This window comes from Nocardiopsis oceani, from assembly GCF_054777395.1.
This window is the reverse complement of the sequence record NZ_BAAHAR010000031.1, coordinates 81786-106784: the sequence shown is the minus strand read 5'-3', so window position 1 is coordinate 106784 and position 24999 is coordinate 81786. Positions and strand designations below refer to the sequence as shown.

The following is a 24999-nucleotide window of genomic DNA, read 5'->3' as shown; positions in this document are numbered from 1 at the left end:
TCCGAGCTTACATGCTCCGGGCAGTGCCCGAACCATCTCGGCTCAGCGGAGAAAGAGTGTGTCTGTGATCGCGGCCCGGTGCTGAGCCAGACCCCCAGGGGATCCGCTCGCCGTCCCGCAGCGACTCGGTGAGTCTAGGCAACTGGTTCAGAGACGTCAAATCCGCCCGGACCTTGGGGAGATCCCCGACCTGTCCGGACGTCCCGCGTTGCCTTGGAGCCCCCATCGTGCTGGGTTCCCGCCCTGGTCCGCGGTGTAACGCCCCGGTTCCGCTCGCCCTGCATGGAGGGCGGTGCTTCTCGTGGCTTGCTTGTCAGGCACAGGCAATCCTGCCCTGGCCCTCACTCTGGCAAACACGCACACCCGAAGATTCTTTGCGGAACCTGTGAGACGAGGAGGGGCGGGGGTGGCTATCCGTTTGGGCACCGCTCCCGCCCCGTCCTGCGACTAGTTCGCGACCAGTCCTCGCTCGGGCCGCACTCAGCCCGCAGTCAGGCCGAGCTCAGGCCATGTCAGCCAGCTCGCTGGCAAGCTTCCGGAAGGCGATCCCCCGGTGGCTGATCGCGTTCTTCTCGTCCGCGGACAGCTCCGCGGCGGTGCGGTTCTCCCCCTCGGGGACGAAGACCGGGTCGTAGCCGAACCCGTTCTCTCCTCTGCGCTCCCCCGCGAGACGGCCACGAAGCACCCCTTCGGCGACAGCCTCGATCCCGTCCGGCATCACCAGGACGGCGGCACAGACGAACTGTGCCCCCCTGCGCTCGGCCGGGGTGTCGGACAGCTGGTCGAGCACCAGGTCCAGGTTGGCCCGGTCCTGGTCGCCATCACCGAACCGGCCCGCCCAACGGGCGGAGAGCACCCCGGGCATCCCCCGTAGTTCGTCCACGGCCAAGCCGGAGTCGTCCGCGACCGCCGGCAACCCCGTGTGGGCAGCGATCGCCCGAGCCTTGAGCAGGGCGTTGCCGATGAACGTGGGTTCGGTCTCGGGCACCTCGGGTGCATCCGGGAACGAGTCCAAAGCCAGGACCTCCGCCTCCACCCCCGCTTCGGCGAGGATGGCACGCATCTCCGGCACCTTCTTCGCGTTGCGCGTGGCAAGGACGAGTTTCACCGTTCCTCCTCCACCGGGAACGCCGCCGATCCGAGCACCGATACCGGGCCTGGTACCCACGACGCCGTTCTCGGTACTCACTCCGACAGGGCCTTCTTCTGGATGGCCGTCAGTTCATCGCACCCGGTGGTGGCCAGGTCGAGCAGCTTGTTGAGCAGTTCGCGGTCGAAGGCCGCGTCCTGGCCCTCAGCGGTGCCCTGCACCTCGACGAACTTGCCGCCACCGGTCATCACGATGTTCATGTCGGTGTCGGCGACCGAGTCCTCGAGGTAGTTCAGGTCCAGCCGGGGCTGGCCCTGAACCACACCGACACTGACTGCGGAGAGGGAGTCGGTCAGCGGGTTGTTCTTGAGCTTGCGGCGCTTGCGCAGGTGCTTCATGGCGTCAGCCAGGGCCACGTAGGCACCGGTGATCGCCGCGGTACGGGTACCTCCGTCGGCCTGCAACACGTCGCAGTCCAGGGTGATGGTGTGCTCACCCATCGCCTTGAAGTCCACGACGGCACGCAGGGAACGGCCGATGAGGCGGGAGATCTCGTGGGTGCGCCCGCCGAGCTTGCCGCGCACGGACTCACGGGCACCACGGGTGTCCGTGGCGCGCGGGAGCATGGCGTACTCGGCGGTGACCCACCCTTCACCGGTGCCCCGGCGCCAGCGGGGCACACCGTCCTCGACGCTGGCGGCGCAGAGCACGCGCGTGTCTCCGAACTCGATGAGCACGGAGCCTTCCGCGTGGCGGAGCCAGTTGCGGTGGATGTTCACAGGGCGGAGTTGGGTCGGAACGCGTCCGTCAGGTCGGGCCATGGACACGAGCGTATATCCGGACGGTGCCGATCGGGACTGGACTCGGGACGCACCTGCCCCGATGGGACCCGTGCCACACCGGTACCGCACCGACAGGGCGCCGCGGGCCGAATGGGCCACATGCAGCAGGCCCACTGGCCGCTGGTGGTCCTCAGGCGCCGACCTCGTGGACCTGTCCGCCTCGGGCCAGCTCGATGTCGCCGCCGAAGGTGGAGCGCGCCTCGTCCATCGTGATCGTGTCGTCGTTCCACGGGACCAGGTGGGTGAGCAGGAGCTTGCGGGCCCGGGCACGGGTGGCGTGGTCGCCCGCCTCGCTACCGGTGAGGTGCATGTCCTTGGGGTGCTCGACGTGGTCGTGGAACGCCGCCTCGCACAGGAACAGGTCGGTGTCCCGGGCCAGCTCGATGAGCGAGTCGCAGGATCCGGTGTCGCCGGAATAGGTGAGGCTGACGCCCTCGTGCTCCAGACGGATACCGAAGGCGTCGACCGGGTGGTTGACCCGGTCGACCCGGGCGGTCATCGGACCGATCTGGAACTCACCGGGTGAGAGCTCGTGGAAGTCGAAGACCTCGGTCATCCCGGGATCCGGGTCCAGCCCGTAGATCTCGGCGAGGCGAGCAGCGACACCCTCGGGTCCGTAGACGGGGATGGGCGGTTTCGCACCGCCGGGCGAGTACATGCGGGCGACCCAGTAGGCACACATATCGGCACAGTGGTCCGTGTGCAGGTGGCTGAGGAAGACGGCGTCGACGGAGTAGAGGTCGGCGTAGCGCTGGAGGGCACCGAGAGCGCCGTTGCCGAGGTCGAGCAGGAGGCGGTAACCGCCGGCCTCGACCAGGTAACAGGAAGCCGGACTGTCCGGCCCGGGAAAGCTCCCGGAGGACCCGATAATCGTGAGTCGCACGTCGTCGTCGCCTTTTCGATCGGCCGCACTGTCTCCGTGGCCCCTGGGTGACGTGTGCGGGGAGCGCGGTGAGCGGCTGGTTCTGCGGATGTCCCGTAGTTACGGGTGTACCCCAATGGCCGCCTTGGTGGTACAAAATGTGTCCCGCATCTCAGGCGACGTGTATCACGTGTGAATTTTTCACACCGATTGACCAGTTATGCCTGGTTCTGGCCATCAGGGTTCGGGACACCGACTCTCTCAGGGCACAGGCACTGCCAGGACGACGGGGTCGGTCTACGGTGTGGCCATGGTAGACACCGATTCCCCGGATGGCCGCGTCCCGCTGCTGGGCCAACTGGCCGGCGAGGGCTGGTTCATGGACATGGGCGAGGTCGCAGCAACCACATCACTGACCTGGTTGGCGTCCGATCCAGGGCTCCGCTCCGCCATACTCACGCACCTCGGGAGACGGGCCGACACGGACCTCACCAGCGTGCAACAGTTCGTTCCCGAATCAGTGCAGGACGACCGGGCCCGGCCCGACATCGAGATGCGCGATGCGGACGGTCACACCATCGCCCTTGTCGAGGCCAAGTTCGGCGCACACCTGACCGAGGAGCAGGTAGCTGCCTATCTCCGCGTCCTCGACCGGCGTTCCGGCCCCCACCGCGGTGCCTTGTTCGTGCTCGTCCCGCGAAGCAGGGTGGACGAGGCGCAGCAGATCCTCGACCGAGCGATCAAGGCCCGGTCTGAGGTGACGGCACACGCTGTCGTCACCTGGGACGAGTGGCTCGATGTGTGGGACGCCGTCGCCGAGGAGTCCGCCGATACCCGACTCGCCAGCGACCTGCAGCAGGTGACGGCCATGTGCCAAACGCTGGGCGGGCACGTGATACCGCCGCTCGCTGGTACTGCCACCGGCCGGGACTGGCAGGAGCGGGCAAGCGACCTCCGCGCGACCGTGGACGTCGTCACGGGGCGGTTTCTGGGATCCTTGGGGCGCCGTGACCTGCCGGTGCAGGGAAACCTGGGTCCGGAGAAGCCGTACAGATACCGGTACCTACCGGAGATCAGCCGGACGACCTGGGTGCAGGTCGGGGTCTGGGGCTGGCTCGCGGACGAGGGGCTGACCCCGTTCTGGCTGATGCTCCACAAGGACGACGAGGGATCCGGCGGATTCCAGGCGGCCCTGCAGCGACTCATGGCTTCGGCATTGTCCCGCAAGGTCCGGCGCGACGGTCACCACGCGTGGGTGCCGCTGGAAGTGCCCGGCGACGCCAACGGGCCGCAGTTGGCCGATGCCCTCGAAGCGGAAGTGAGCGCCGTGCTGAGGATCCTGAAGCCGTAGTTACCCCTCCGCCGGCGTCGGCCCCGCTGATCGGCGCGAGCACCGCCGGGGCCGTGTGCCCCCCTTGGTCCGGCACCGGATGGAATCGGCGGAGGCCGGTCACCCGCGTGGGGTGACCGGCCTCCGCGACGGTTCCGGCGAGCCGAGGGGCTCACGCCCAGAGCTGACCGTCCAGGCGTTCCTCGGCCTCCTCGAGGGTGCCCTCGTAGGCACCCGTGGAGAGGTACTTCCATCCGGCGTCGGCGATGACGAACGCGATGTCTGCGCTCCGCCCCTCCCGTTCGGCCTTGCGGGCCATACCGAGGGCGGCGTGCAGGGCGCCACCGGTGGAGATACCCGCGAAGATGCCCTCCTTCTCCAGGAGTTCCCTGGTCCGCTTGAGCGCGGCGTCGGCGGGCACGGAGAACCTGGTGGAGAGAACGGACTCGTCGTAGAGCTCGGGAACGAACCCCTCATCGATGTTGCGCAGCCCGTAGACCAGCTCGCCGTACCGCGGCTCGGCGGCGACGATCTGCACATCGGACTTGTGCTCGCGCAGGTAGCGGCCCACCCCCATGAGCGTGCCTGTGGTCCCCAAGCCCGCCACGAAGTGCGTGATCTCGGGCAGGTCGGCCAGCAGTTCGGGCCCGGTGGTCTCGTAGTGGGCCCGAGCATTGGCCGGGTTGCCGTACTGGTACAGCATCACCCAGTCCGGGTGGGCCGCAGCCATCTCCTTCGCGACCCGGACGGCCTCGTTGGAACCGCCCGCCGCGTCGGAGAAGTGGACCTCGGCACCCCACATGGCGAGCAGCTGCTTGCGCTCGTCGGAGGTGTTCTCCGGCATGACGCAGACCATGTGGTAGCCGCGCAGCTTGGCGACCATGGCCAGCGAGATGCCGGTGTTCCCCGACGTCGGCTCCAGGATGGTGCAGCCCGGTGACAGCAGCCCGTCCTTCTCGGCCTGCTCGATCATGAAGAACGCGGCGCGGTCCTTGATCGAGCCGGTGGGGTTGCGGTCCTCCAGCTTCGCCCACAGCCGGACGTCCGGCGAGGGCGACAGTCGGGGCAGGCCGACCAGCGGTGTACCGCCGAGGGAGTCGAGTAGGGAGTCGTAGCGCATGGCGTCCTTACGGCCTCGCGGCCTAGGGAGTGTTCTTGACGCGGCCTAGCGGGAGCCGCCGGCCACGGCGGGCAGCACGGTCACGTTGTCACCGTCGGAGAGCTCGGCCTCGAGCCCGCCGACGAAACGGACGTCCTCGTCGTTGAGGTACACGTTGATGAAGCGGCGCAGCTTGCCACCTTCCACCAAGCGCTCGGCGATGCCGGGGTGCCGGCTGTCCAGGTCGGTGATCAGCTCGCTGATGGTGCTGCCGGACCCTTCGACGACCTTCGCGTCGTCCGTCAGGTTGCGCAGAATGGTGGGGATGCGGACCTCGATGGCCATGAAGGTGACTCCGTAAACGTTCGTTGTTGTGCGTTCATTTCCAACAGGCGACTCACCGCTCTCATTCCGGCCGACGCTTCGGAACGGTGCTCCCGGCCCCGGCCTCTGAGCGGTGACCACGGCGGACCCCGTCGGGGCCCTGGAGGTCACGGAGCCTGTCGGTCGCTGTGCCTGTCGGTACTCGGCGGTGCCTGGTCGTGCTTACCAGCTACTGGACACCGCTGTTCTACTGGACACCGCTGGTTTCGGTGACCTCCACCGGTTCCTCGGTGACCTCGCCGTCGATGATCCGGTAGGAGCGGAACTCCACACTGTCGGCCTCGCGTGTGGAGACGAGGACGTAGTGGGCGCCGGGTTCCGACGCGTAGGAGATGTCTGTACGCGACGGGTAGGCCTCGGTCGCGGTGTGGGAGTGGTAGACCACAACGGGTTCCTCGTCGCGATCGTCCATCTCGCGCCAGACCTTGAGCTGTTCGAGCGAGTCGAAACGGTAGAAGGTCGGCGACCGTTCGGCGTTGATCATCTCAATGAACCGCTCCGGGCGGTCGGAGCCCTCCGGGCCGGCGACGACACCGCACGCCTCATCGGGGTGGTCGCGGCGGGCGTGGGCGACGATCTGGTCGTAGATCGAACGGTCAATCCTCAGCATGGGTCCCAGGGTACCCAAGAACTTATCTCTACCAACCAGGTGGGTATTAAAGTGTGGGCGGGGTTGTGGGTGGGACGGGAGTGCACGCTGGGTCGACAGGCTCAACGGGGCGGCGTCGCAAGGCTCACCCCTGGTAGGGAGCCCCACCCGGCATCCCGAGGCGTCGGTGCAACGCATAGGCTCATTCCTATGAGCGAGGACAGCAGCAGCGCGCTGCTCACCGACCACTACGAACTGACGATGCTCCAAGGCGCCCTGCACAGCGGGGCAGCCGCACGCCGGTCGGTGTTCGAGATGTTCGCCCGAAGCCTGCCCGCCGGCCGCCGGTACGGGGTCGTCGCGGGGACCGGTCGGTTCCTGGAGCTGCTGGAGCGGTTCCGCTTCGGCACGGAGGAACTCGACTTCCTGTCCGACAACCGCGTCGTCGACGAACCCACCCTGAACTGGCTCTCGGAATACCGCTTCTCCGGCAACGTGTGGGGATACGGAGAGGGCGAGGCGTACTTCCCGGGGTCGCCGATCCTGGTGGTCGAAGGGAGCTTCGGCGAAGCTGTGATCCTGGAGACGCTCGCGCTGTCCGTGTACAACCACGACAGCGCGATCGCCTCCGCCGCCAGCCGGATGTCGGTGGCCGCAGGCGACCGCCCCCTGATCGAGATGGGGTCACGCCGCACCCAGGAGCGCTCTGCCGTTGCCGCCGCCAGGGCCGCCTACATCGCCGGGTTCGCGACCTCCTCCAACTTGGAGGCGGGCCGGAGCTTCGGGGTACCGACCGGCGGAACCGCCGCGCACGCCTTCACCCTTCTGCACGACAGCGAACAGCACGCCTTCAAGGCACAGCTGGAATCCATGGGGACCGGGACCACACTGCTCGTCGACACCTTCGACGTCGAACGCGCGGTGCGTCACGCCGTGGAGTTGGCCGGGCCGAAGCTCGGCGCGGTACGGCTCGACTCCGGGGACCTGGCGGCGACCGCTACCCGGGTCCGCGCCCAGCTCGACGGCCTTGGTGCGACTGAGACGCGTGTCGTGGTCACCGGGGACCTGGACGAACACTCCATCCAGGCCCTGGCGGTGGCCCCCGTGGACGGCTACGGAGTGGGTACGTCACTGGTGACGGGGTCCGGGTCCCCGACCGTGTCGCTGGTGTACAAGCTGGTGGCGCGCGCCCGCGGCTTGGAGCCCGGCACTCCCATGGGGCACGGCGCTTCCATGGATCGCAACGCACCCCTGGAGCCGGTCGCCAAGCGCTCGGTAGGCAAACCCAGCCGGGGCGGCCGCAAGTGGGGAGTTCGGCGACTGGACGACAAGGGGTTGGCCGTGTCCGAGGAAGTGTTCCCCCACGAACCGATCGACCTGGTCGGGGCCCGACCGCTTCTGCGTCCCCTGGTGGTGGAGGGCGAGGTCGTGGGGCACGAGAGCGTGCACGAGGCCCGCGAACGCCATCGGGCGACCGTGGTAGAACTCCCCGAACAGGCGCTGAGGATGTCGCGGGGGGAAGCGGCCCTGCCGACGGTTTTCCACTGAGCCGCTGAGCCGCGGTATTCGGTCTCCACCCGCTGAGGTCACCGCATAGCCAGATCACCGCTCTCCCACAGACCAGCACTGACCACTTCCGAACAGCGAGGAAAGAGGTGCCGACATGACGCGGGCACTCATCGTGGTTGACGTACAGAACGACTTCTGCGAAGGCGGAAGCATGGGCGTGGTCGGCGGCGCGAGCACCGCTGCGGCGGTCACGGCGTACGCGCGCGCCACAGAGAACGAGTACGACCACGTGGTGGCCACCCGGGACTACCACATCGACCCTGGGGCGCACTTCTCCGAGACGCCCGATTTCGTCGACAGCTGGCCGCGCCACTGTGAGGTGGGAACCCCCGGCGCGGAGTTCCACCCCGAATTCGACGCGTCGGTGGCCGAGGAGGTCTTCAGCAAGGGCGAGTACACGGCGGCCTACAGCGGCTTCGAGGGAGCGGCCAAGGACGGGAAGACCAACCTGGTCACCTGGCTGCGGGACCGGAACGTGGACGAGGTGGACGTGGTGGGCATCGCCACCGACCACTGTGTTCGGGCGACCGCCTTGGACGCCAGGAGCGAGGGCTTCCGGACACGGGTGCTGCTCAACCTGACCGCCGGGGTAGCCAAACCCACGGTGGACTCCGCTTTGGCGGAGCTGGGGGAGGCCGGTGTAACGCTGGAAGGTGAGCCGCTGGTTGGCTGAGGGTCCCTGGGATTCGTACCTGGGATTCAGAGAGAACACACGGAGCGGCCGTGACCTTGAGGGGTCACGGCCGCTCCGTGTGTTCGGGTGCTTGTTCGTGCCTGGGCCTTGAGTGGGCCCGAGCTTTGAGCAGCTCCGATCCCTACAGGCCCGATCGCTAGTCGATGCCGATGGCGGCCCGGACGTTGCTCAGGACGCGGCGAGCGCGCTCGCGGGCACGCTCGTAACCCGACTCGAGGATGTCGTCGAGCTCGGTTTCGGAGGCCATGAGCTCCTCGTAGCGCTCGCGCTTGGGGCCGAGTTCGGTGTTGACCGCCTCGAAGAGCTCCTTCTTGAGGTCGCCCCAGCCCATGCCCCCCGCCTCCAGGCGCTTGCGCACGTCGGCCACCTTGTCGTCGCCGGCGAAGTGGAGGAGCAGTTGGAACGGGATCGAGGAGTCCGGGGCCTTCGGGTCCTCGACCGGGGTGGAGTCGGTGGGGATCCGGTTGATGGCCTTGCGGAGCTTCTTCTCCGACAGGAAGAGCGGGATGTGGTTGTCGTACGACTTGCTCATCTTGCGGCCGTCGGTACCCGGCAGGATGCTCGCGTCGCTGTCGTCGATCACGCCCTTGGGGAGCGGGAAGGTGTAACCGTCCCCGTACCGGTGGTTGAAGTACCCCGCGATGTCGGCCGTGTACTCGATGTGCTGGGACTGGTCCCGCCCAACGGGGACGCGCTCGCCCTCCATGATGAGGATGTCGGCCGCCATGAGGACGGGGTAGTTGTACAGCCCCATGTTGATTCCGGCGTCGAGCTCGGTGATCCCCGCCTCGTTGTTGCGGTCGCGCGCGGCCTTGTAGGCGTGCGCGCGGTTCATGAGGCCCTTGGGGGTGAGGGTGTTCAGGATGGTGGTGAGCTCGAAGGTCTCAGGGATGCTGGACTGCCGGTAGAAGACCGTTCGGTCCGGGTCGAGCCCGCAGGCCAGCCAGGTGGCAGCGCCCGACCGGATGCTTTGACGGAGCTCGTCAGCGTCCTTGATGATGTTGAGCGCGTGGTAGTCCGCGATGAAGTAGAAGGTGTCGTAGACCTCGGAGGCCGCAAGGGCGGGCTTGATCGCGCCGATGTAGTTGCCCAGGTGGAAGTCACCGGTGGGCTTGATCCCGGTCAGATAGGTGTTCGCTGCCATGGGGCCAGCTTAACGGCGGGCAGTACCCGTTTTCCGCTGTGGTGGGCGTGGGAGTTGGGGTGGGAGTACGGGAGGTGGTGGGTGGCGGTGTGCGGGACACCCTCCTGTGGTTGGGCGACTTCCCGTGGGTCTGGTTGGACGTGCTTCGAAGGAGCTCCGGTGCGGCGTGCATGGCGGATCTGACCTCTTCGGCTCATGCGTTACACCGGCGAATGGTTGCTCGTGTTGCCAACGGTGACCCCTGAACTCTGCGGATAGCCGGGGCTGCCTGGGCCGGCTGGTTTTGGCGGGCGTGGGAGCCTACGCGTCCGTGGGACCTCGCCGTTGGAAAAGGGCGACCGCGCCTCCCACCATTCAGGACGCGCGAACAGAGGTGCACGACTGGCAGGTCAAAGCCAGGTACTCGGCGCTTCTCAAACAGCGCATGGTACGGACGTGTTCGAGAAGAACGGGTCCCCCCGGGCTGGCGAAGACCCCCTGTGGCTGGACGCCAGCCACCGCCCTACTGCCAACCCGCGCTCCCGTGGGCGGCCACCGGGTCCCTACGTTTTGAGACCCCCTGGGGCGCAGGTGCTCTGCGCCGTGCGGCCTACTGCGGCGGGTGGATGGGGTTCTTCCAAGGGTGCGGTTGGAGTGCGTGTTCTTTGCTGCCTGGAGTGGCGGTCACAGCAGGGTTGTGGCTGCTGCGGCTGGAGTGGCGGTCACCCGCGGGGGTTGGAGCGGAAGGCGGCCCAGTGTTCGACCATGCGTTCGGCCTGGCCCGGGGTGAAGTGGGTCATGCAGGCGTCGTCGCTGTAGTTCATGAAGTTGGTGACGGGGTCCCTGCCTGGGCGTTCCGGGCAGGTGTTTCGCCCGATGGGGCACCCGCTGGCCGCTTCGCGTTCGTAAGGGGTGTCGTCGACGTAGTCGCCGGGGCTCTGGCAGCCGTTCTGGAAGGTGTGGAACAGGCCCAGCCAGTGGCCGACCTCGTGGGTTGCCGTTTGGCCCTCGTTGAAGCGGTCCCGGTCTCCTCCGGGGAGGGTGTTGTGGTCGACCACCACACCGTCCTGGTCGGAGTAGTCCTGCGGGAACGTGGAGAATCCGAGCAGGCCGGAGTCGAGTTCGGCGGTGTAGATGTTGAGGGTTTCGGGGCCGCCTTGGCGGAGGCTGGATCTGATGGTCCCACTGTGCTGGTTGAAGTCGTTGAACCAGGTGTCGTCGGTGGTGCGTTCTACGGAGGAGAGCTGGAAGCGGAAGCCGGTGTCCGTGCCCTCGGAGCCGGTCGCGAAGTCGCCTCGGTAGGCGCGGTTGAGGACGTCGAGCTGTTCGTCGACGCGGCTGTCGCTGATGGCGCCGGTGCCGTCCTCAGCGGAGATCACGTGGACCACCACGGGGACCGTGTGGGGTGCGGAGAACTCGTGGCCGCGCAGGGGCACCAGGGCTTCACGGAGTTCTTCGTCGTACTCGGCCGCCTGTTCCGGGGTGACCTCCGTTGCTTCGGCCACACCGGGGTCGGCGACCCGTGCCGCACCGGGTGGACAGTACTCGGTTGACGCTTCCCGGACGGGCTCGGTGGGCGCAGGAGAGGCGCCCATCACGAGGCCGGTCAGTGCGAGTGAGCACGCGGCCAGGCCGGACCAGGTCGCGGTTGAGCCTCCGCGAGGGCTTCGTCCCATCATCTGACGGACTGTAGTTACGCGATTGCACAAGGACGGGTTGCCTTGCGTGGGCTTGCCTAGTTTTTGCCGGTTGTGGCTATTTCTTCCCCACGGCCCAGGCTCTGAGTTTGGCGATGCGTTCGCGGATCTGGGGCGGGGATGCCTGGGCTACCGAGGGGCCTCCGCAAGCTCTGCGGAGCTCGTTGTGGATGACGCCGTGCGGCTTTCCCGTGCGGTGGTGCCAGGCGCCCACCAGGCCGCTGAGCTCCTTGCGCAGTTCGGCGAGGACCTCGTGGGTCGGCCCCGACTCCTCCTCGGGTCCGGATTTGCCCTTCGCCTTGAGCTCCGTTGCCTTCAGGTCGGCCTTGCGCTTGCGCAGCAGCTGGGAGACCTGGTCGGGGTCCAGTAGGCCGGGGAGGCCGAGGAAGTCCTCCTCCTCGCTGGAGCCCGGTGCGCCGCTGTACTCGGTGCCGTCGTAGAGCGCCCGGTCGAACTCGGCCGCGGACTCCATCGTCTCGAAGGGGAGCTCCTCCCCCGCGTCGGGCGTGTCCTTCTTCTTGTTGGCCTCCTTGAGGAGGTCCTCCTCCGGGTACTCGTCGTCCGAGGGTGTCTTGTCGAGGACGTGGTCGCGTTCGCGCTCCATCTCGCCCGCGTACTCCAGGAGGGTGGGTACCGACGGCAGGAACACGGAGGCCACCTCGCCGCGCTGGCGCACGCGGACGAAGCGGCCGATGGCCTGGGCGAAGAACAGCGCGGTGCTGGTGGAGGTCGCGTACACGCCCACCATCAGGCGGGGAACGTCCACGCCCTCGGAGACCATGCGGACCGCGACCATCCAGCGGTCGTCGCCCTGGGCGAAGCGGGAGATCTTCTTGGAAGCCGTGGGGTCGTCGGAGAGCACCACGGTGGCGCCCTTGCCGGTGATCTGCCGCAGGATGCGGGAGTAGGCGCGGGCGTTCTCGTGGTCGCTGGCGATGACCAGGCCGCCCGCGTCCGGGTGGGTCTTGCGCACCTCGGTCAGGCGCCGGTCGGCGGCGTGCAGGACCTTCTTGATCCAGTCGCCCTTCGGGTCGAGGGCGGCCCGCCAGGCCTGGGCCAGCGCGTCCTGGGTGAGGGGCTCGCCGAGGTGGGCGGCGAGCTCGTCGCCCGCCCTGGTACGCCAGCGCATCTCGCCCGAATAAGCCATGAAGATGACCGGCCGCACCACCCCGTCCTCCAGGGCGGGCGCGTACCCGTAGCTGTAGTCCCAGGAGCAGCGGCGCACCCCGGCGGCGTCCTGGACGTAGTCCACGAACGGGATGGGGTTGACGTCGGAGCGGAACGGGGTTCCGGTCAGCGCCAGGCGGCGCGTGGCCGGGTCGAAGGCCTCGCGGACCGCCTCGCCCCAGGACAGGGCGTCGCCCGCGTGGTGGACCTCGTCGAAGATGACGAGGGTCTTGCGCGCCTCGGTGCGGTTGCGGTGCAGCATCGGGTGCGCCGCGATCTGGGCGTAGGTGGTGGCCGCGCCGACGTACTGGCGGCCGAGCGCCCCCTGGCCGTTCTTGAAGTCGGGGTCGATGGCGATGCCGAACCGGGCCGCCGCCTCGGCCCACTGCTTCTTGAGGTGCTCGGTGGGGCAGACGATGGTGATGGCGCGTACCGCGTGCCGCTGCAGGAGCTCGCTGGCCAAGGTGAGGGCGAAAGTGGTCTTGCCCGCACCCGGGGTGGCCACCGCGAGGAAGTCGCGTGGCTGCCGTCGGAAGTACTCCTCGAAGGCCTCCCGCTGCCAAGCCCGCAGGCCGCGCACGCGATCCTCGGGTGTGGTCTGCGTCACCGTCATTCGTTCCGTCCCCCGTTGCTCACCTGCTAGAGGTTAGCGTCCACCGGCCCCCCAACTGGGAGTCCCGGCAGTGGTGCCGCGCACAACGGACCACTCTGCCGCCACCCCACGACAAACGGCACGGTGCTCCCCACACCGCGCCGCGCCGCCTTCGAACCGACTGTGTTCCTAAGCTCCCTCGTCGGGGATCTCTTCCTCGTCCGGGACCGCTTCCTCCGGAACCTCTTCACCGCCGATACCCGTGGTGTCGACGGCTCCGTCGTTGAAGGGCATGTGCGGGGAGATCGCCGGGAAGGCGAAGAACCACAGCAGCGCCGCCCCTCCCGCCAGCAAGCCCACCGCCATGATGAACTTCGACGCCCAGGGACCGGGCAGGATGCGCCAGATCAGACCGTACATTCGTGTGTCCCTTCCCCTACGCGTCCGGCGCCATGTGTTCGATGCTCTCGGGCATGCCGTCGGACTTGGGCGTGGTCTCGGCCAGCTCTCCCCAGACGATGAGCCGGTGGGTGTTGTTGAGCTTGGGGGCACACGTGGTGAGCGTGAGCAGGGCCCGCTCGGGGTCCTCTTCCGAGGCCTCGTCGAAGGGGTCGGGGTTGACCACCCAGAAGTCCTCGGGCAGGACCGTCTCCTCGCGGAAGACTTCGTACGTGTAGAAGTTCTCGCCGTCCTCCAGGACCATGACGTCGCCGTCGTCCAGCAGGTCCATGTCCCAGAAGAGGCCGGGTGTGCGGTGCGCGGCGACGGCGTAGTTGCCGAGTTCGCCGGCGTCGCTCTCGTACTGGGTGTAGCGGCCGGGACTGTACAGGATGTCGTCGGGCTCGGTGCCGTTGACCACCACCCAGTCCAGGTCGAGGCTGGGGATGTAGAGGCGCGTGTCCGCGGCCCCGGGGAGGGGTTCGGAGTCCGGCCCCTGTTCCGCCCCCTCGTCGACGGCGGCCCACGCATCGTCGAGGCCGTCGGCCAGGTCCTGCTGCTCCCGGTCGGTCTCCCAAGCGGAGCCGTACACCTCGTAGGCGGCGTAGAAGAGCATCAGGAGCCCCGCGGTCAGCAGGATCTCCCCGAAGAAGCGTACGAATCCGCGCACGACGTCTCCCGGTGTGGTGCGGGGTTTGCGTGCACGGCGCCGACGCCCTCGTGGGGACCTGCCCCTCTCCTCGGAGGGGTGCTCATCGTACGACTGCCGTTCAGTTGTGGACACCAATACGACCTACTCCTGTGGACGCTTTCGTGTGCACCCGGGTTACCGGAGGGGGACGACGAGCGGGACCCCTGTACGCGGATGCGGCAGGACTTCGACCTCGTGCTGGTAGACGGAGCTGAGCAGCGACGCGGTGAACACGTCGTTGGGGGTTCCCTGCGCGGCGACCCGTCCCTCGGAGAGTACCGCCACACGATGGGCGTACGCGGCGGCAAGACCCAAATCGTGCAGGACCACGATAACCGCCCCACCATGGGACGCCAGCGTACGCGCGAGGGACAGTACGAGTTCCTGGTGCCTGATGTCCAGAGCGGCGGTGGGTTCGTCCAAGAGCAGCAGGTCCGTGTCCTGCGCCAGCACGCGCGCGAGCATCACCCTGGCCCGTTCTCCTCCGGACAGGGTGGGGAATCGGCGCTCCGCGAGGTGCGTGATCCCGGTGCGTTCCATGGCGGAGCTGATCCGGGTTCCGTCCTCGTCCGGCGAGGTCAGCCCGGCCCAGGGCGCCCTGCCCATGGCGACGAGTTCGGTGACGGAGAAGGGGAAGCTGACCGCGGCCTCCTGTGGCAGGACGGCGCGGCGCAGGGCGAGTTCGGGCGGGGTCCAGTCCCCGAGCTGCCGGTCGAAGAGGTGCACCGTGCCCGCGTCGCTCTCCCCTTTGGCGGCGCCCGTGACGTCCCCCGAGAGGGACGAGAGCAGGGTGGACTTGCCCGCTCCGTTCGGCCCGACCAGAGCGAGGAGTTCGCCCGCGCGCACGGTGAGGTCGGCCCCGTCGAGCAGGGCGCGCCCGCCCCTGCGCACGGTGACGCCCTCGGCCCGGACGACGGCTGAGCCGGGTTCGACGGCCAGGGGCCGGACCGGCACGCGGGCGAGGGGTGGGAGGGCGGCCGCGAGGCGCCGGCGCAGTGTTGTTTGTGTGGACGGTGTGGCCCCTGTGGTCTTGACGGCCCCTGCGGTCATGACCAGCCTCCTTGCTTGGCGCGGGTGCGGTGCAGCAGGTAGAAGAAGAACGGCCCGCCGATCGCGGCGGTGACGACACCGAGCGGGATCTCCGCCGGCGCGGCGACGGTCCGGGCCAGCAGGTCGGCGGCGAGGAGCAGGAGGCCGCCGCCCAGCGCGGAGGCGGGTAGCAGGACGCGGTGGCCGGGTCCGGCCACCATCCGGACGATGTGCGGGACGACCAGGCCCACGAAGGCGACGATCCCGGCGAAGGCGACCGCCGCGGAGGTCAGCAGCGCCATCGCGCCGATGAGCACCAGGCGCATGCGCTCGACGTCCACTCCCAGGTGGCGGGCGGGCCCCTCCCCCAGGGCGAGCAGGTCCAGGCGGCGGGCGTAGACGGGGATGACCGCAAGGCCCAGGAGCAGGCACGGCGCGATCGCGGCGACCTTGGACCAGGTGGCGGTGGAGACACTGCCGAGCTGCCAGAAGGTGATGGTCTGGATCTCGGCGTCCTGGGAGAAGTTGGTCATCAGGCCGATCGCGGCGCCCGCGACGGCGTTGACCGCGATACCGGTGAGCAGGAGGGTGACGACCTCGGTGCGGCCGCGCGAACGCGCGAAGACGTACACGAACAGGGTCGTGGCCAGTCCGAACACGAACGACGAGGCGATGATCGTCCAGTGGCCGAAAGCGGTCAGTCCGGTGAAGATGATGACGATCGCGCCCACGGCTGCCCCGGAGGAGACACCGATGACGCCTGGTTCGGCGAGCGGGTTGCCGAAGATCCCCTGCATCATGGCGCCCGCGCTGCCGAGGGCGGCGCCGACCATGACGGCGAGGACGACGCGGGGCAAGCGGACGTCCCACAGGACGGTCTGGGCGACCTGGTCGGGGACGGTTCCTGCCTCGAAGCCGACCGCGTGCAGGATCGAGGCGGCGACCTGGCTCGCCGGGATGGGGTAGGCGCCGATGCCCGCGGCCACGACCGCCACCACGGCCAGTCCGACCGAGAGGCCCCCGAGGAGGAGGCCCGAGCGCAGGCGGCGCAGGACGCGCCCGCCCGCTTGGTGGGGAGCGGGTTCGGCGCCGGGTGCCGGCGTGGGCCGCTCGGAGAGGGCGGTCACTCAGCGCCCTCCGTGTCCTCTACGGCCCGCAGTTCTTCGGCCATGGCGGTGATCACCTGCGGGGTGCGGGGGCCGAAGTTGAGCAGGACCCCGTCTTCGAAGTCGATGACGGCGCGGTCGCGTCCGGCCGGGGTCTGGGCGACCCCGGGGATGTCGGCCAGGCCGTCGATACCGCCGACCGACTCCAGGCCGCCGGTCATGACGAGCAGGACGTCCGGCTGGGCTTCGATGAGCGCCTCGGTGGTGATGGGTGTGAAGGGGGTGGTCAGCCCCATCTCGACGCCGGCGTCGCGGGCCCCGATCTCTTCGAGCATGGCGTCGGCGCCGGAGCCGGGGCCGCCGAGGAGGTACACCCCGGCGGTGCCGCGCAGGTAGAGGAAGGCGACGAGGGTGTCTCCGGCGGTCCCGGTCGAGTCCTCGCGGACCTCGGCCATCTGCTCCTGTGTGCGTTCGGTGAGCTGCTCGCCGGCCGCGGGAACACCGAGGGCCTCCGCGACGCGTTCGAAGCGCGGATACATCTCGTCGATGGACCAGGCCTCTTCAACGATGACGAGGGGGATGCCGCTGCCCTGGATCTGTTCGATGGCCTCCGTGGGGCCGGTCTGGGTGTCGGCGAGGATCACCGTCGGGTCGAGGGCGAGGGCGCTCTCCGCGGAGATCTCGTGTCCCTCACTGATGACGGGCAGGTCTTCCGCCTCGTCGAAGGTGGCCGCCACGTCGCGACCGACGACCTGGTCGCCGAGGCCGAGGGTGAAGACGATCTCGGCGAGGCTTCCGGTGAGCGGGAGGATGCGGCTCGTGTCGACGACCTCGACGTCCTCGTACTCCAAGGGGTCGTCACTGGTGCGGTAGGGGTCGGAGACGACCGACGGGACCGAGACCGGGAGCTCGGGGTCCGGGGTTTCGGACAGGACCTGGAGGCGGTTCTCGGAGAATTCGGGAATGCCGTCGGTGCCGGCTGACTCGTCCACGGGGGTGACGGCGCCGGTGCAGGCGGTCAGGGTGAGGACGCAGGCGGCACCGAGCAGGGCGGCGGTGCGGCCGAGAGGGTGTCCCGACCGGCCTGGTTTCGACTGGCCGGGCCTCGGATGGCCGGGGCGGGCGCGGGGGCCGACGTGGGGCATGGCGGTCGCTTTCGGTTGATCCGTGTGCCGGGGTGTCGCCGGGGAGCGGGGGCGCGACACGGTATTTATACGACATGTTGTCATTATCTTGACAACCGTCGCGGTCCAGTGGTCAACTGTTCCGGCGCGGGATCAACTTAGGTAAGGCTCACTTCGCCAAGGTAAGCATAACCTAAATTATTTTCCCCACACCTCGCGGGTGCCGGACCTCCGGCCCGCACGAGCACGAAGGCCCCTGATGCACACAGCGGATTCCCTCCGTGGACCCCTCCCACCCCTGGCGGCCGTCGCCGCCGCCACGGTCCTCGTCGCCACCGCGCCCGCGGCTGCGTTCGCCGACGGGGAAACCACCCACCCTCGGACCACCACCGTGAACCGCACCGACGGGCTCGACCCCGAGGGCGACACCGTCACGGTCTCCGGGATCGGACACGCCCCGGGCACCCGGATCGAGATCACCACCCGGGCCCTCCCCCACGCGACGGCCGGCACCGAGGACGCCGACGAGGCAGCGGTGCTGGACGACGACAACGCGGTCTCCACGGACGTGGACGCGACCGGCCGCTTCACCGTCGAGCTCGACACGGGCGCGGATTTCGCCGCCGACGCCGGCCTGGATCCGGCGGAGGACCCCTTCGAGATCGTCCTGCTCGATAGCGAGGGCGCCGAAGAACCCGCCGACGAACCCACCCGGTCTCCTTGGCCCGCCGAGGACGAGGACGGCGGCGAGGGCGGGGACTCGGAGGGCCACGATGACGGCCCTGCGTCCTCCGAAGGCTCCGAGGACCCGGGGAGCCCGGATGAGAGCGGTTCCGACCGCTCCGATGCCGCGGTCGCCTCCTCCCCCGGCCCGGGCATGAGCGCCCCCGTCACCGCACCCGCGGCGCACCGCACCGCACCCGTCGTCGGTGCGGTCCCGGTGAGCTTCGCCGCTCCGGCCGCGGACACCCCTCAGAGCCTCCCCCAGCCCCAGGCACAGCCCCAAGCGCAGACGCCGCAGACAACGCCCCGGACCACGGGGGAGCAGGAACTCAGCGTCTCCAAGACCGGCGGGATCGACCCCGACGGCGAGACCCTCACCGTCACCGGTACCGGCTACGACACCGCGAAGGGCATCTACGTCGCCCTGTGCGACACCGCCAGCGCGAGCTCCTCTCAAGCCCCCGGTCCGTGCATCGGCGGCGTGGACATGGAAGGCGAGGGCGGTGCCTCAGTCTGGGTCTCCAGCAACCCGCCGCCCTACGGCGAAGGCCTCACCACTCCGTACACGGGCAGCGGCACCAACGGCGGTTTCACCGTCGAACTGAGCGTCCAGGCCGCGGACGACAGCACCGACTGCCTCTCCGACACCACCGAATGCGCGGTGGTCAGCCGGAACGACCACACCCGCTTCAGCGACCGGGGCCAGGACGTCTTCGTCCCGGTCACCTTCGCCGGGCAGGCCGGGGATCAGGACGACCAGGGTGACTCAGACGGCTCGGACAGCTCGGGCGACCCGGACGGCTCCGGTAGCGGATCTGGCAGCGAGACCGGCTCCGGCGACGGCTCCTCCGGCGGGAGCGGCGCGGACGGTTCCGGCGGCGCGGGAGGGGGCGGCGGCAACGGCCCCCTCGCCACGACCGGCACGGCCCTGACCGGACTGGTCCTAGCCGCCCTCGTGGCCGCCCTGACCGGCCTCACAGCACTCTTGGCCACCCGCCGCCGAACCACCTCCGACGCCCATCCGGCCTGAACTCCGCGTCCGCTCCCCTTCCCCGACTCAGGCCCGCTCCCTGGACCAGGCCCTCTCCCTGGGCGACCCCACACCCATCCCCCGACATGATTGGAACCACCAGTCCCATGAGCACCATCGCAACCCGTGCGGGCGGGATCCCGGGCAGAGCCCGCCGATCCCTGCGCGCCTTCACCGCCTACGCGGGTGCGGCCGCCCTCGGCGCCTCACTCACCGTGTCCGCCGCACCGGCCCACGCCGACGAGGCGCCCGTCTCCGTCTCCGGCGGCTCGGCCACCTGGGGGATCAAGGAGTCCTTCCGCAACTACGCCTCCGGTCCGATCGCCGGCGGCGGGTACGAAGCGACCGACGGCGCCTCGGCCACCGAGGACGGCACTCTCGACTTCCCGACCGCCGGAGGATCGGTCTCCAAGGAGGACGCCTCCGGGGAGGTGAGCTTCTCCGGCGGTGTGGTCTTCACCGGGCACGACTACGGCGAGGGCCCGGCCCTGGAGGTCCGGGTCGAGGACCCGCGCGTGGCATTCGACGGCGACGGGTCGGCCACGGTCCACGCCGACGTCACCAGCCGCGAGTTCGGCGGCGCCGACCCCGACCTGCCACCCGGCGAACTCATCGAGTACGGCGAGGTCGCGGTGGCTGAGCTGACCGGTGCCGAGGTGTCGGTCGACGGCGACGAGCTCTCCTTCACCTCCGAGGCGGGCACCCTCCACGCCGACGCGGTGGAGCCCTTCGCGAGCTTCTACACGGAGGGCGACCCCATGGACCCGGTCAGCTTCACCACGGAGACCGAAGAGGTCACCGACCCCGAGGAGCCCGCGCCGCACGACCCGGAAGTCACCGTCACCCCCAGCAGCGGCCTGGACCCCGAAGGCGACACCGTCACCGTCGACGGCACCGGTTTCCGTCCCGGCGCAGGCGTGTACGTGGCCTTCACCGGCATCGCCCAGTCGGAGGGCTCCCACCCCGAGGACTGGTACGGCAGCGGCGAGTGGCTGAGCGGCGGCTCGGCGCCCGACGAAGACGGTGCGTTCAGCACCGAACTCGAGGTGGTGGGTGCCTTCGAGGACGGCGCCGGCTACGACTGCGTCGAGTCCGAGTGCTACGTCGCGGTGTTCAACGACCACCGGGACCTCGACAACCGCGACCAGGACGTGTGGACCCCCGTCTCCTTCGCCACGGAAGACGATGACGAAGACGAGAACGGGGACGGCAACGGGGACGGCCCCGGCAACGGCGGAGAGGAGACCCCCGAGGGCGACCTGACCGTGCACAACGGCCGCGCCGACTGGGGTGTCAAGGAGTCCTTCCGGACCTACATCGAGGGCAGCATCGCCCAGGGCGAGATCAGCACGAGCGACGGCGCCAGCCCGAACGACGACGGCACCTTCGCCTTCACCGGCGCCAGCGGCAGCGTGAACCTGGAGGAAGCCGCCGCCGAACTGGACTTCGGGGGCACCGTGCTCTTCGAGGGCCACGTCTACGGCGACGCGGACCCGCTCCTGTACATGACGGTCACCGACCCGCGTGTCGAGATCGAAGGCGCCGGGGGCACCCTGCACGCCGACGTGGTCAGCAAGTCCCTCACCGAAGAAGAGCTCGTCAGCTACGACGACGTCGCCCTCGCCGACCTGGACCTGTCCGGCGTGGAGTACGAGCTGGACGGGGGCGTCCTGAGCTGGGACCCGATCCCGGCCACCCTGACCGCCGACGGCGTGCCCGCCTTCGCGGACTTCTACGGCGCCGGTGAGGAGATCGACCCGATCACCCTCACCGTGAGCGTGGACGAGGACGTCCAGGTACCCGGCGGCGGCTCCGGTGGCCCCGGTGACGGCCACGAAGACGGAGACGGCGACGGCGACGGAGACGGCAAGCCCGGCCCCGGTGACGGGGACGGCAAGCCAGGCCTGCCCAACACCGGCACGGCCCTGACCGGACTGGTCGCCGCGGCCGCAGCCGCCGTGGTCGCGGGCGGAACCGCCCTGGCCGCCGCCCGCAAGCGCCGAGGCGCAGCGCATGGCGCAGAGGACCCGGCCGAGGCTTAGGCCCGCCTCGCAGGGCCCGGACAGCACGAAGGCCTTGGCTCACCCACGAGGGTGCGTCAAGGCCTTCCGTGCACGGCCAAAGGGACCGTCACTTAGTCATTTCCTCGTAGGTCCGCTTGCAGTCGGGGCACACGGGGAACTTCTTGGGGTCCCGGTTGGGGACCCAGACCTTGCCGCAGAGTGCGATAACCGGGTCTCCGGTCACCGCGCTCTGGGTGATCTTCTCCTTCTGCACGTAGTGGGCGAACCGTTCCCGGTCACCGTCGTCGTGCGAGATGTCCGGCTTGGTCTCACTGTCCGGCAGAACCTTGTTCAGGACATCCATCGACATCGTCCTCACACCTTTCAACGTCCGTGTACCACGGTATAGGGTGCCGCGGCCCACCCCACCTCGTGTGGGCCGCTCAGTTCATGGTGGGATCGTCAGGATAGGTCGACAACAGGGCCAGATCACCGCCCTGACGGCGCAGTACCCGTGACCAGAGCCCCTCGGGGTCACCGCCGAAGAGGTCGTCGGCGAAGGCGTCGACCACGTACCAGGCGCCCTCCTCGATCTCCCCCGTCAACTGCCCGGAACTCCACCCGGCGTAACCCGCGAACACGCGCAGGGCCGCCAGGGAGGAGCCGAGGACCTCGGTGGGCGCGTCCAAGTCCACCACGCCGACCTTCGCCAGCCCGAGGCCGGGATCGGCCCCCTCCAGCGGAGCCCAGCCGAGCGGCTCCTCATCGGTGGCGGCGGTGCCGAGCGCGATCCCGGAGTCGGTACCCACGGGACCACCCGAGAACATCACCGCTGGCGCGCTGGCGTAGTCGCCCCAGTCCGTCACCACGTCGTCCACCGGCAACTCCAGCGGACGGTTGAGGATCACCCCCAAGGTGCCGTCGGCGGCGTCGTCCACGACGAAGACCACCGAACGGCGGAAGGAGTCCTCCTGAAGAATGGGGGCGGCCACCAGCAGGCGCCCGGTCAGAGTCGACTGGTCCATGGTCCACCTTTACCCGCAAATTCGACCTGGTGGACGCCCCGCGCCGAATCGGCTAACCGGCCTGGCCGCGCTGAGCCACATCGCGCACCGCGGTGGCCACGTGGGCCGACAGCTCCGGGTGGAAGACGCTCGGGATGATGTAGTTCGGCCCCAGCTCGTCCTCGGTGACCACGTCAGCGAGGGCTTCGGCCGCGGCGACCATCATGTCCGAGGTGACATCGTGGCTCTGGGCGTCCAGCAGACCGCGGAAGAAACCCGGGAAGACCAGGACGTTGTTGATCTGGTTCGGGTAGTCGCTGCGCCCGGTGGCCACGACGCCCGCGTGCAAGTGCGCGATGTCGGGGTCGACCTCGGGGTCGGGGTTGGCCAGCGCGAAGATGATGGAGTCCTCGTTCATCTCGGCGATGTCCTCACCGCCGAGCAGGTCCGGCGCGGAGACGCCGATGAAGACGTCGGCACCGGCCACGGAACCCTTGAGGTCACCGCTGTAACCCGCGGGGTTGGTGTTCTCCGCGATCCAGCGCAGATTGTCGTCCAGGTCGTCCCGGCCCGCGTGCACGGCCCCGTGGACGTCGCTGACGATGATGTCCTGCGCACCGGCGTGCATGAGCAGCTTGAGGATGGCTGTGCCGGCCGCGCCCGCACCGGACATGATGATGCGGGACTCGGAGAGCTTCTTGTTGACCACGCGCAGGGCGTTGCGCAGGGCGGCGAGCACGACGATCGCGGTGCCGTGCTGGTCGTCGTGGAAGACGGGGACGTCCAGGAGCTCGCGCAGGCGGGCCTCGACCTCGAAGCAGCGCGGGGCGGAGATGTCCTCCAGGTTGATGCCGCCGAAGCCGGGGGCGAGGAGCTGGACGGTGCGGACGATCTCGTCCACGTCCTGGGTGTCCAAGGCGATGGGCCACGCGTCGATGTCGGCGAAGCGTTTGAACAGTGCCGCTTTACCCTCCATGACGGGCATGGCCGCCTCGGGGCCGATGTTGCCCAGGCCCAGGACGGCGGAGCCGTCGGTGACCACGGCGACGCTGTTGCGCTTGATGGTCAGGCGTCGGGCGTCGTCCTTGTTCGCGGCGATGGCCTGGGAGACACGCGCCACACCCGGGGTGTAGGCCATGGAGAGCTCGTCACGGTTGCGCAGCGGCACCTTGGACTTCATCTCGATCTTGCCGCCGAGGTGCATGAGGAAGGTGCGGTCACTGACCTTGTGCACCACAACGCCGTCGACCGCCCCGAGGGCGTCGACGATCGCCTGGGCGTGGTCGGTGTCGCGGGCGGCGCAGGTGACGTCGATACGGATGCGTTCGTGCCCAGCGGCCGCCACGTCCAAGGCGGTGATCATACCGCCGACCTGCTCCACCGCGTTGGTGAGGCTGCCGACCGCGCTGCCTCCGGCGTCCAGTTCGAGACGGACGGTGATGGAGTACGAAACGCTGGGAAGGGTGGCCACGTATTGCTCCTTGGCTTTGCTGATGTCATGCGTCCGCGGGGCACACCGGCGGCCCCTCCCGTGGACATACGGACCGACGCCGGGGACCTCCACCGGGGTCGGACGAACGGCCCTGCACTCCGTGGCCTGGCCCGGTGAAACCTCGTCGGCGCCTGCGCGCCGACCGGGCTCCGGGCCCGTGGCGGTTGCGCGTCCCGCCGTTGGACACCCGATCATCGGTTGTCCTTCGAACAGGTCTCAGTTGGTGGCCGGGGGCTGACCGAGAACCCACAACCGAGTCGCCTCACCTTACCCGAGTCAAGCGGGTAACGTCAGCACAAGGTGACAATTAACGCTTTCGGAAAAAATCGCATTAATTCATGGTGTATTGGCGGCCTTCTCAGCCCGGCCGTGCCGCCCCCGCTTCCCGGTCGGCGGCGGCGCGCGCCACCACGTCTGCGCAGGCGTCGGTGGAAAGAACCGTGGAGTCGATCACCAACTGGTACTGGTCGGGGTCGGCTGGGTCGACCCGGTAGAAGCGGCGCACGTAGGCGGCCCGGGCCCGGTCGTTCTCGTCCAACAGCCTGAGTGTGGGCGGACTGGCACCCCAGCCGTGTCCACCGCACTCGTCCCGGTCACCGGCGTCCCAGAGACGGCGCGCCCTCCTGAGCCGTGCCTCCCGGTCCCCGTCCAAGCGGACGTGGAGTGCGTTCGGGTGGTCGGCCAGGACCACGGCCGCGGCGCGCCCCAGGATCACGCCGCCGACCCGGGCGACCTCCCGGATCACGCCTTCGGTCCGCTCGACGAACTCGTGGTCGTAGAGGAGGCGGCCCGCGTCGTTGGTGGTGCCGATGAAGGCGGTGTCCACGCTGCCGAGCGTGACGGTGGGCAGCCGAGCCGCGCTGGAGAGCAGCCGTTCCAGGCCACCGGGTGCGCGGTCGTCGCGCTGGAGTGCCTCGTCCAGCGAGCAGCCGATCTCCGCGGCGACCGCGCTGGGTACCGCACGGTTGAGGAAGGGGACGTTGAGCCGGGCGGCAACGGCCGGACCGACCACGCTTCCGCCCGCCCCGAAGGTCGCCGAGATCGTGACGACGGGGCCGCCTTCGTGGGCGCCTGGTGCGTCGTTCGTGGCCATAGGGCACCTGCCGGGTCTGCCGCGCGGTCCGGTTTCCACGGACCGCTGTCGCCGGTCTCCTACCCGGTGCGCGAGGCCCTATCCCAGCGTTCTCCACTCTGGTAAATACGTGCTGTTTTGCCACGTCCTGCCGTGATTGGGTATCCGAAAAAAATGTGCCGGCGCCGGAGGAGACCTCCGACACCGGCACCGGGTGTCACCGCGGACCAGCGTTCCGTAGTCCTCGGT

23 protein-coding genes are annotated in these 24999 nt (G+C 69.1%); 5 read left to right on the top strand and 18 right to left on the bottom strand.

Translation table 11 applies throughout. The annotated features are described in order from the left end of the window. Positions 1-502: 502 nt before the first annotated feature. The 3 genes from rdgB to ACYVDG_RS19675 all read right to left on the bottom strand — a co-directional run bounded on the left by rdgB (position 503) and on the right by ACYVDG_RS19675 (position 2815). Positions 503-1108: an RdgB/HAM1 family non-canonical purine NTP pyrophosphatase gene (gene rdgB, locus ACYVDG_RS19685; protein WP_460755028.1), complete on the bottom strand. Its 606-nt coding sequence runs from the start codon at positions 1106-1108 to the stop codon at positions 503-505. Positions 1109-1185: 77 nt separating this feature from the next. After that, positions 1186-1911, bottom strand: a complete 726-nt coding sequence (rph, locus tag ACYVDG_RS19680; RefSeq protein WP_460755006.1) for a ribonuclease PH — start codon at positions 1909-1911, stop codon at positions 1186-1188. Positions 1912-2062: 151 nt separating this feature from the next. Further along, positions 2063-2815, bottom strand: coding sequence for an MBL fold metallo-hydrolase (locus ACYVDG_RS19675; RefSeq protein ID WP_460755003.1), 753 nt, complete (start codon positions 2813-2815; stop codon positions 2063-2065). 289 nt (positions 2816-3104) lie between these two features. Between ACYVDG_RS19675 and ACYVDG_RS19670 the strand changes: the two genes are divergently transcribed. Beyond that, the gene (locus tag ACYVDG_RS19670) at positions 3105-4145 is read left to right on the top strand and encodes a hypothetical protein (RefSeq protein WP_460755000.1); all 1041 of its coding nucleotides are present in this window, start codon (positions 3105-3107) and stop codon (positions 4143-4145) included. Positions 4146-4296: 151 nt separating this feature from the next. Here ACYVDG_RS19670 and ACYVDG_RS19665 read toward each other — a convergent pair whose 3' ends face one another. From ACYVDG_RS19665 to ACYVDG_RS19655, 3 genes are all read right to left on the bottom strand, one after another. Continuing rightward, complete coding sequence (locus tag ACYVDG_RS19665) at positions 4297-5244, bottom strand: PLP-dependent cysteine synthase family protein (protein ID WP_460754997.1); 948 nt, start codon at positions 5242-5244, stop codon at positions 4297-4299. Positions 5245-5289: 45 nt separating this feature from the next. Further along, positions 5290-5568, bottom strand: coding sequence for a MoaD family protein (locus ACYVDG_RS19660; RefSeq protein WP_460754993.1), 279 nt, complete (start codon positions 5566-5568; stop codon positions 5290-5292). 226 nt (positions 5569-5794) lie between these two features. Beyond that, a complete protein-coding gene (locus tag ACYVDG_RS19655; protein WP_460754990.1) occupies positions 5795-6217 on the bottom strand; it encodes a M67 family metallopeptidase in 423 nt (140 codons plus the stop codon). Between the two features lie 189 nt (positions 6218-6406). On the opposite strand from ACYVDG_RS19655, the gene ACYVDG_RS19650 reads away from it, so the two are divergent. Next, a complete protein-coding gene (locus tag ACYVDG_RS19650; protein WP_460754987.1) occupies positions 6407-7744 on the top strand; it encodes a nicotinate phosphoribosyltransferase in 1338 nt (445 codons plus the stop codon). Between the two features lie 115 nt (positions 7745-7859). Next, positions 7860-8438: an isochorismatase family protein gene (locus tag ACYVDG_RS19645; protein WP_460754984.1), complete on the top strand. Its 579-nt coding sequence runs from the start codon at positions 7860-7862 to the stop codon at positions 8436-8438. 157 nt (positions 8439-8595) lie between these two features. On the opposite strand, the gene ACYVDG_RS19640 is transcribed toward ACYVDG_RS19645, so the two are convergent. From ACYVDG_RS19640 to ACYVDG_RS19605, 8 genes are all read right to left on the bottom strand, one after another. Further along, the gene (locus ACYVDG_RS19640; protein ID WP_460754980.1) at positions 8596-9603 is read right to left on the bottom strand and encodes a tryptophan--tRNA ligase; all 1008 of its coding nucleotides are present in this window, start codon (positions 9601-9603) and stop codon (positions 8596-8598) included. 701 nt (positions 9604-10304) lie between these two features. Next, positions 10305-11261, bottom strand: a complete 957-nt coding sequence (locus ACYVDG_RS19635) for a zinc metalloprotease (protein WP_460754975.1) — start codon at positions 11259-11261, stop codon at positions 10305-10307. A gap of 76 nt (positions 11262-11337) precedes the next feature. After that, the gene (locus ACYVDG_RS19630) at positions 11338-13059 is read right to left on the bottom strand and encodes a DEAD/DEAH box helicase (RefSeq protein WP_460754971.1); all 1722 of its coding nucleotides are present in this window, start codon (positions 13057-13059) and stop codon (positions 11338-11340) included. Between the two features lie 168 nt (positions 13060-13227). Beyond that, a complete protein-coding gene (locus ACYVDG_RS19625; protein ID WP_460754968.1) occupies positions 13228-13458 on the bottom strand; it encodes a hypothetical protein in 231 nt (76 codons plus the stop codon). 16 nt (positions 13459-13474) lie between these two features. Further along, positions 13475-14263: a class E sortase gene (locus ACYVDG_RS19620; RefSeq protein ID WP_460754963.1), complete on the bottom strand. Its 789-nt coding sequence runs from the start codon at positions 14261-14263 to the stop codon at positions 13475-13477. Positions 14264-14302: 39 nt separating this feature from the next. Next, complete coding sequence (locus tag ACYVDG_RS19615; RefSeq protein WP_460754958.1) at positions 14303-15217, bottom strand: heme ABC transporter ATP-binding protein; 915 nt, start codon at positions 15215-15217, stop codon at positions 14303-14305. Continuing rightward, positions 15214-16323, bottom strand: coding sequence for a FecCD family ABC transporter permease (locus ACYVDG_RS19610; RefSeq protein WP_460754952.1), 1110 nt, complete (start codon positions 16321-16323; stop codon positions 15214-15216). The genes ACYVDG_RS19615 and ACYVDG_RS19610 overlap by 4 nt, the downstream gene beginning before the upstream one ends. Further along, on the bottom strand, positions 16320-17447 hold the full coding sequence (locus tag ACYVDG_RS19605; RefSeq protein ID WP_460754948.1) for a heme/hemin ABC transporter substrate-binding protein: 1128 nt from the start codon (positions 17445-17447) through the stop codon (positions 16320-16322). Before ACYVDG_RS19605 ends, ACYVDG_RS19610 begins: the two co-directional genes overlap by 4 nt. Positions 17448-17685: 238 nt before the next feature. Between ACYVDG_RS19605 and ACYVDG_RS19600 the strand changes: the two genes are divergently transcribed. Both ACYVDG_RS19600 and ACYVDG_RS19595 read left to right on the top strand, forming a co-directional pair. Continuing rightward, the gene (locus tag ACYVDG_RS19600; RefSeq protein WP_460754944.1) at positions 17686-19179 is read left to right on the top strand and encodes a cell wall protein; all 1494 of its coding nucleotides are present in this window, start codon (positions 17686-17688) and stop codon (positions 19177-19179) included. A gap of 107 nt (positions 19180-19286) precedes the next feature. Next, complete coding sequence (locus ACYVDG_RS19595; protein WP_460754941.1) at positions 19287-21221, top strand: HtaA domain-containing protein; 1935 nt, start codon at positions 19287-19289, stop codon at positions 21219-21221. 88 nt (positions 21222-21309) lie between these two features. On the opposite strand, the gene ACYVDG_RS19590 is transcribed toward ACYVDG_RS19595, so the two are convergent. From ACYVDG_RS19590 to ACYVDG_RS19575, 4 genes are all read right to left on the bottom strand, one after another. Next, the gene (locus ACYVDG_RS19590) at positions 21310-21552 is read right to left on the bottom strand and encodes a DUF3039 domain-containing protein (protein WP_460754936.1); all 243 of its coding nucleotides are present in this window, start codon (positions 21550-21552) and stop codon (positions 21310-21312) included. Between the two features lie 73 nt (positions 21553-21625). Beyond that, positions 21626-22207 carry a YqgE/AlgH family protein gene (locus ACYVDG_RS19585; RefSeq protein WP_460754933.1) on the bottom strand — a complete coding sequence of 194 codons (582 nt, stop codon included), beginning with the start codon at positions 22205-22207 and terminating at the stop codon, positions 21626-21628. 52 nt (positions 22208-22259) lie between these two features. After that, complete coding sequence (locus ACYVDG_RS19580; RefSeq protein ID WP_460754930.1) at positions 22260-23657, bottom strand: malic enzyme-like NAD(P)-binding protein; 1398 nt, start codon at positions 23655-23657, stop codon at positions 22260-22262. 379 nt (positions 23658-24036) lie between these two features. Beyond that, positions 24037-24771: a cytidylate kinase-like family protein gene (locus tag ACYVDG_RS19575; RefSeq protein WP_460754927.1), complete on the bottom strand. Its 735-nt coding sequence runs from the start codon at positions 24769-24771 to the stop codon at positions 24037-24039. Positions 24772-24999: the final 228 nt, after the last annotated feature.

Excerpts from the sequence above, each read along its gene's own strand:
- rph (WP_460755006.1), bottom strand. The coding sequence starts at position 1,911 with ATGGCCCGACCTGACGGACGCGTTCCGACCCAACTCCGCCCTGTGAAC.
- ACYVDG_RS19650 (WP_460754987.1), top strand. The coding sequence starts at position 6,407 with ATGAGCGAGGACAGCAGCAGCGCGCTGCTCACCGACCACTACGAACTG.
- ACYVDG_RS19625 (WP_460754968.1), bottom strand. The coding sequence starts at position 13,458 with ATGTACGGTCTGATCTGGCGCATCCTGCCCGGTCCCTGGGCGTCGAAG.
- ACYVDG_RS19655 (WP_460754990.1), bottom strand. The coding sequence starts at position 6,217 with ATGCTGAGGATTGACCGTTCGATCTACGACCAGATCGTCGCCCACGCC.
- ACYVDG_RS19590 (WP_460754936.1), bottom strand. The coding sequence starts at position 21,552 with ATGTCGATGGATGTCCTGAACAAGGTTCTGCCGGACAGTGAGACCAAG.
- ACYVDG_RS19615 (WP_460754958.1), bottom strand. The coding sequence starts at position 15,217 with ATGACCGCAGGGGCCGTCAAGACCACAGGGGCCACACCGTCCACACAA.
- ACYVDG_RS19640 (WP_460754980.1), bottom strand. The coding sequence starts at position 9,603 with ATGGCAGCGAACACCTATCTGACCGGGATCAAGCCCACCGGTGACTTC.
- ACYVDG_RS19585 (WP_460754933.1), bottom strand. The coding sequence starts at position 22,207 with ATGGACCAGTCGACTCTGACCGGGCGCCTGCTGGTGGCCGCCCCCATT.
- ACYVDG_RS19595 (WP_460754941.1), top strand. The coding sequence starts at position 19,287 with ATGAGCACCATCGCAACCCGTGCGGGCGGGATCCCGGGCAGAGCCCGC.
- ACYVDG_RS19630 (WP_460754971.1), bottom strand. The coding sequence starts at position 13,059 with ATGACGGTGACGCAGACCACACCCGAGGATCGCGTGCGCGGCCTGCGG.
- ACYVDG_RS19665 (WP_460754997.1), bottom strand. The coding sequence starts at position 5,244 with ATGCGCTACGACTCCCTACTCGACTCCCTCGGCGGTACACCGCTGGTC.
- ACYVDG_RS19600 (WP_460754944.1), top strand. The coding sequence starts at position 17,686 with ATGCACACAGCGGATTCCCTCCGTGGACCCCTCCCACCCCTGGCGGCC.
- ACYVDG_RS19575 (WP_460754927.1), bottom strand. The coding sequence starts at position 24,771 with ATGGCCACGAACGACGCACCAGGCGCCCACGAAGGCGGCCCCGTCGTC.
- ACYVDG_RS19635 (WP_460754975.1), bottom strand. The coding sequence starts at position 11,261 with ATGATGGGACGAAGCCCTCGCGGAGGCTCAACCGCGACCTGGTCCGGC.
- ACYVDG_RS19645 (WP_460754984.1), top strand. The coding sequence starts at position 7,860 with ATGACGCGGGCACTCATCGTGGTTGACGTACAGAACGACTTCTGCGAA.
- ACYVDG_RS19605 (WP_460754948.1), bottom strand. The coding sequence starts at position 17,447 with ATGCCCCACGTCGGCCCCCGCGCCCGCCCCGGCCATCCGAGGCCCGGC.
- ACYVDG_RS19670 (WP_460755000.1), top strand. The coding sequence starts at position 3,105 with ATGGTAGACACCGATTCCCCGGATGGCCGCGTCCCGCTGCTGGGCCAA.
- ACYVDG_RS19660 (WP_460754993.1), bottom strand. The coding sequence starts at position 5,568 with ATGGCCATCGAGGTCCGCATCCCCACCATTCTGCGCAACCTGACGGAC.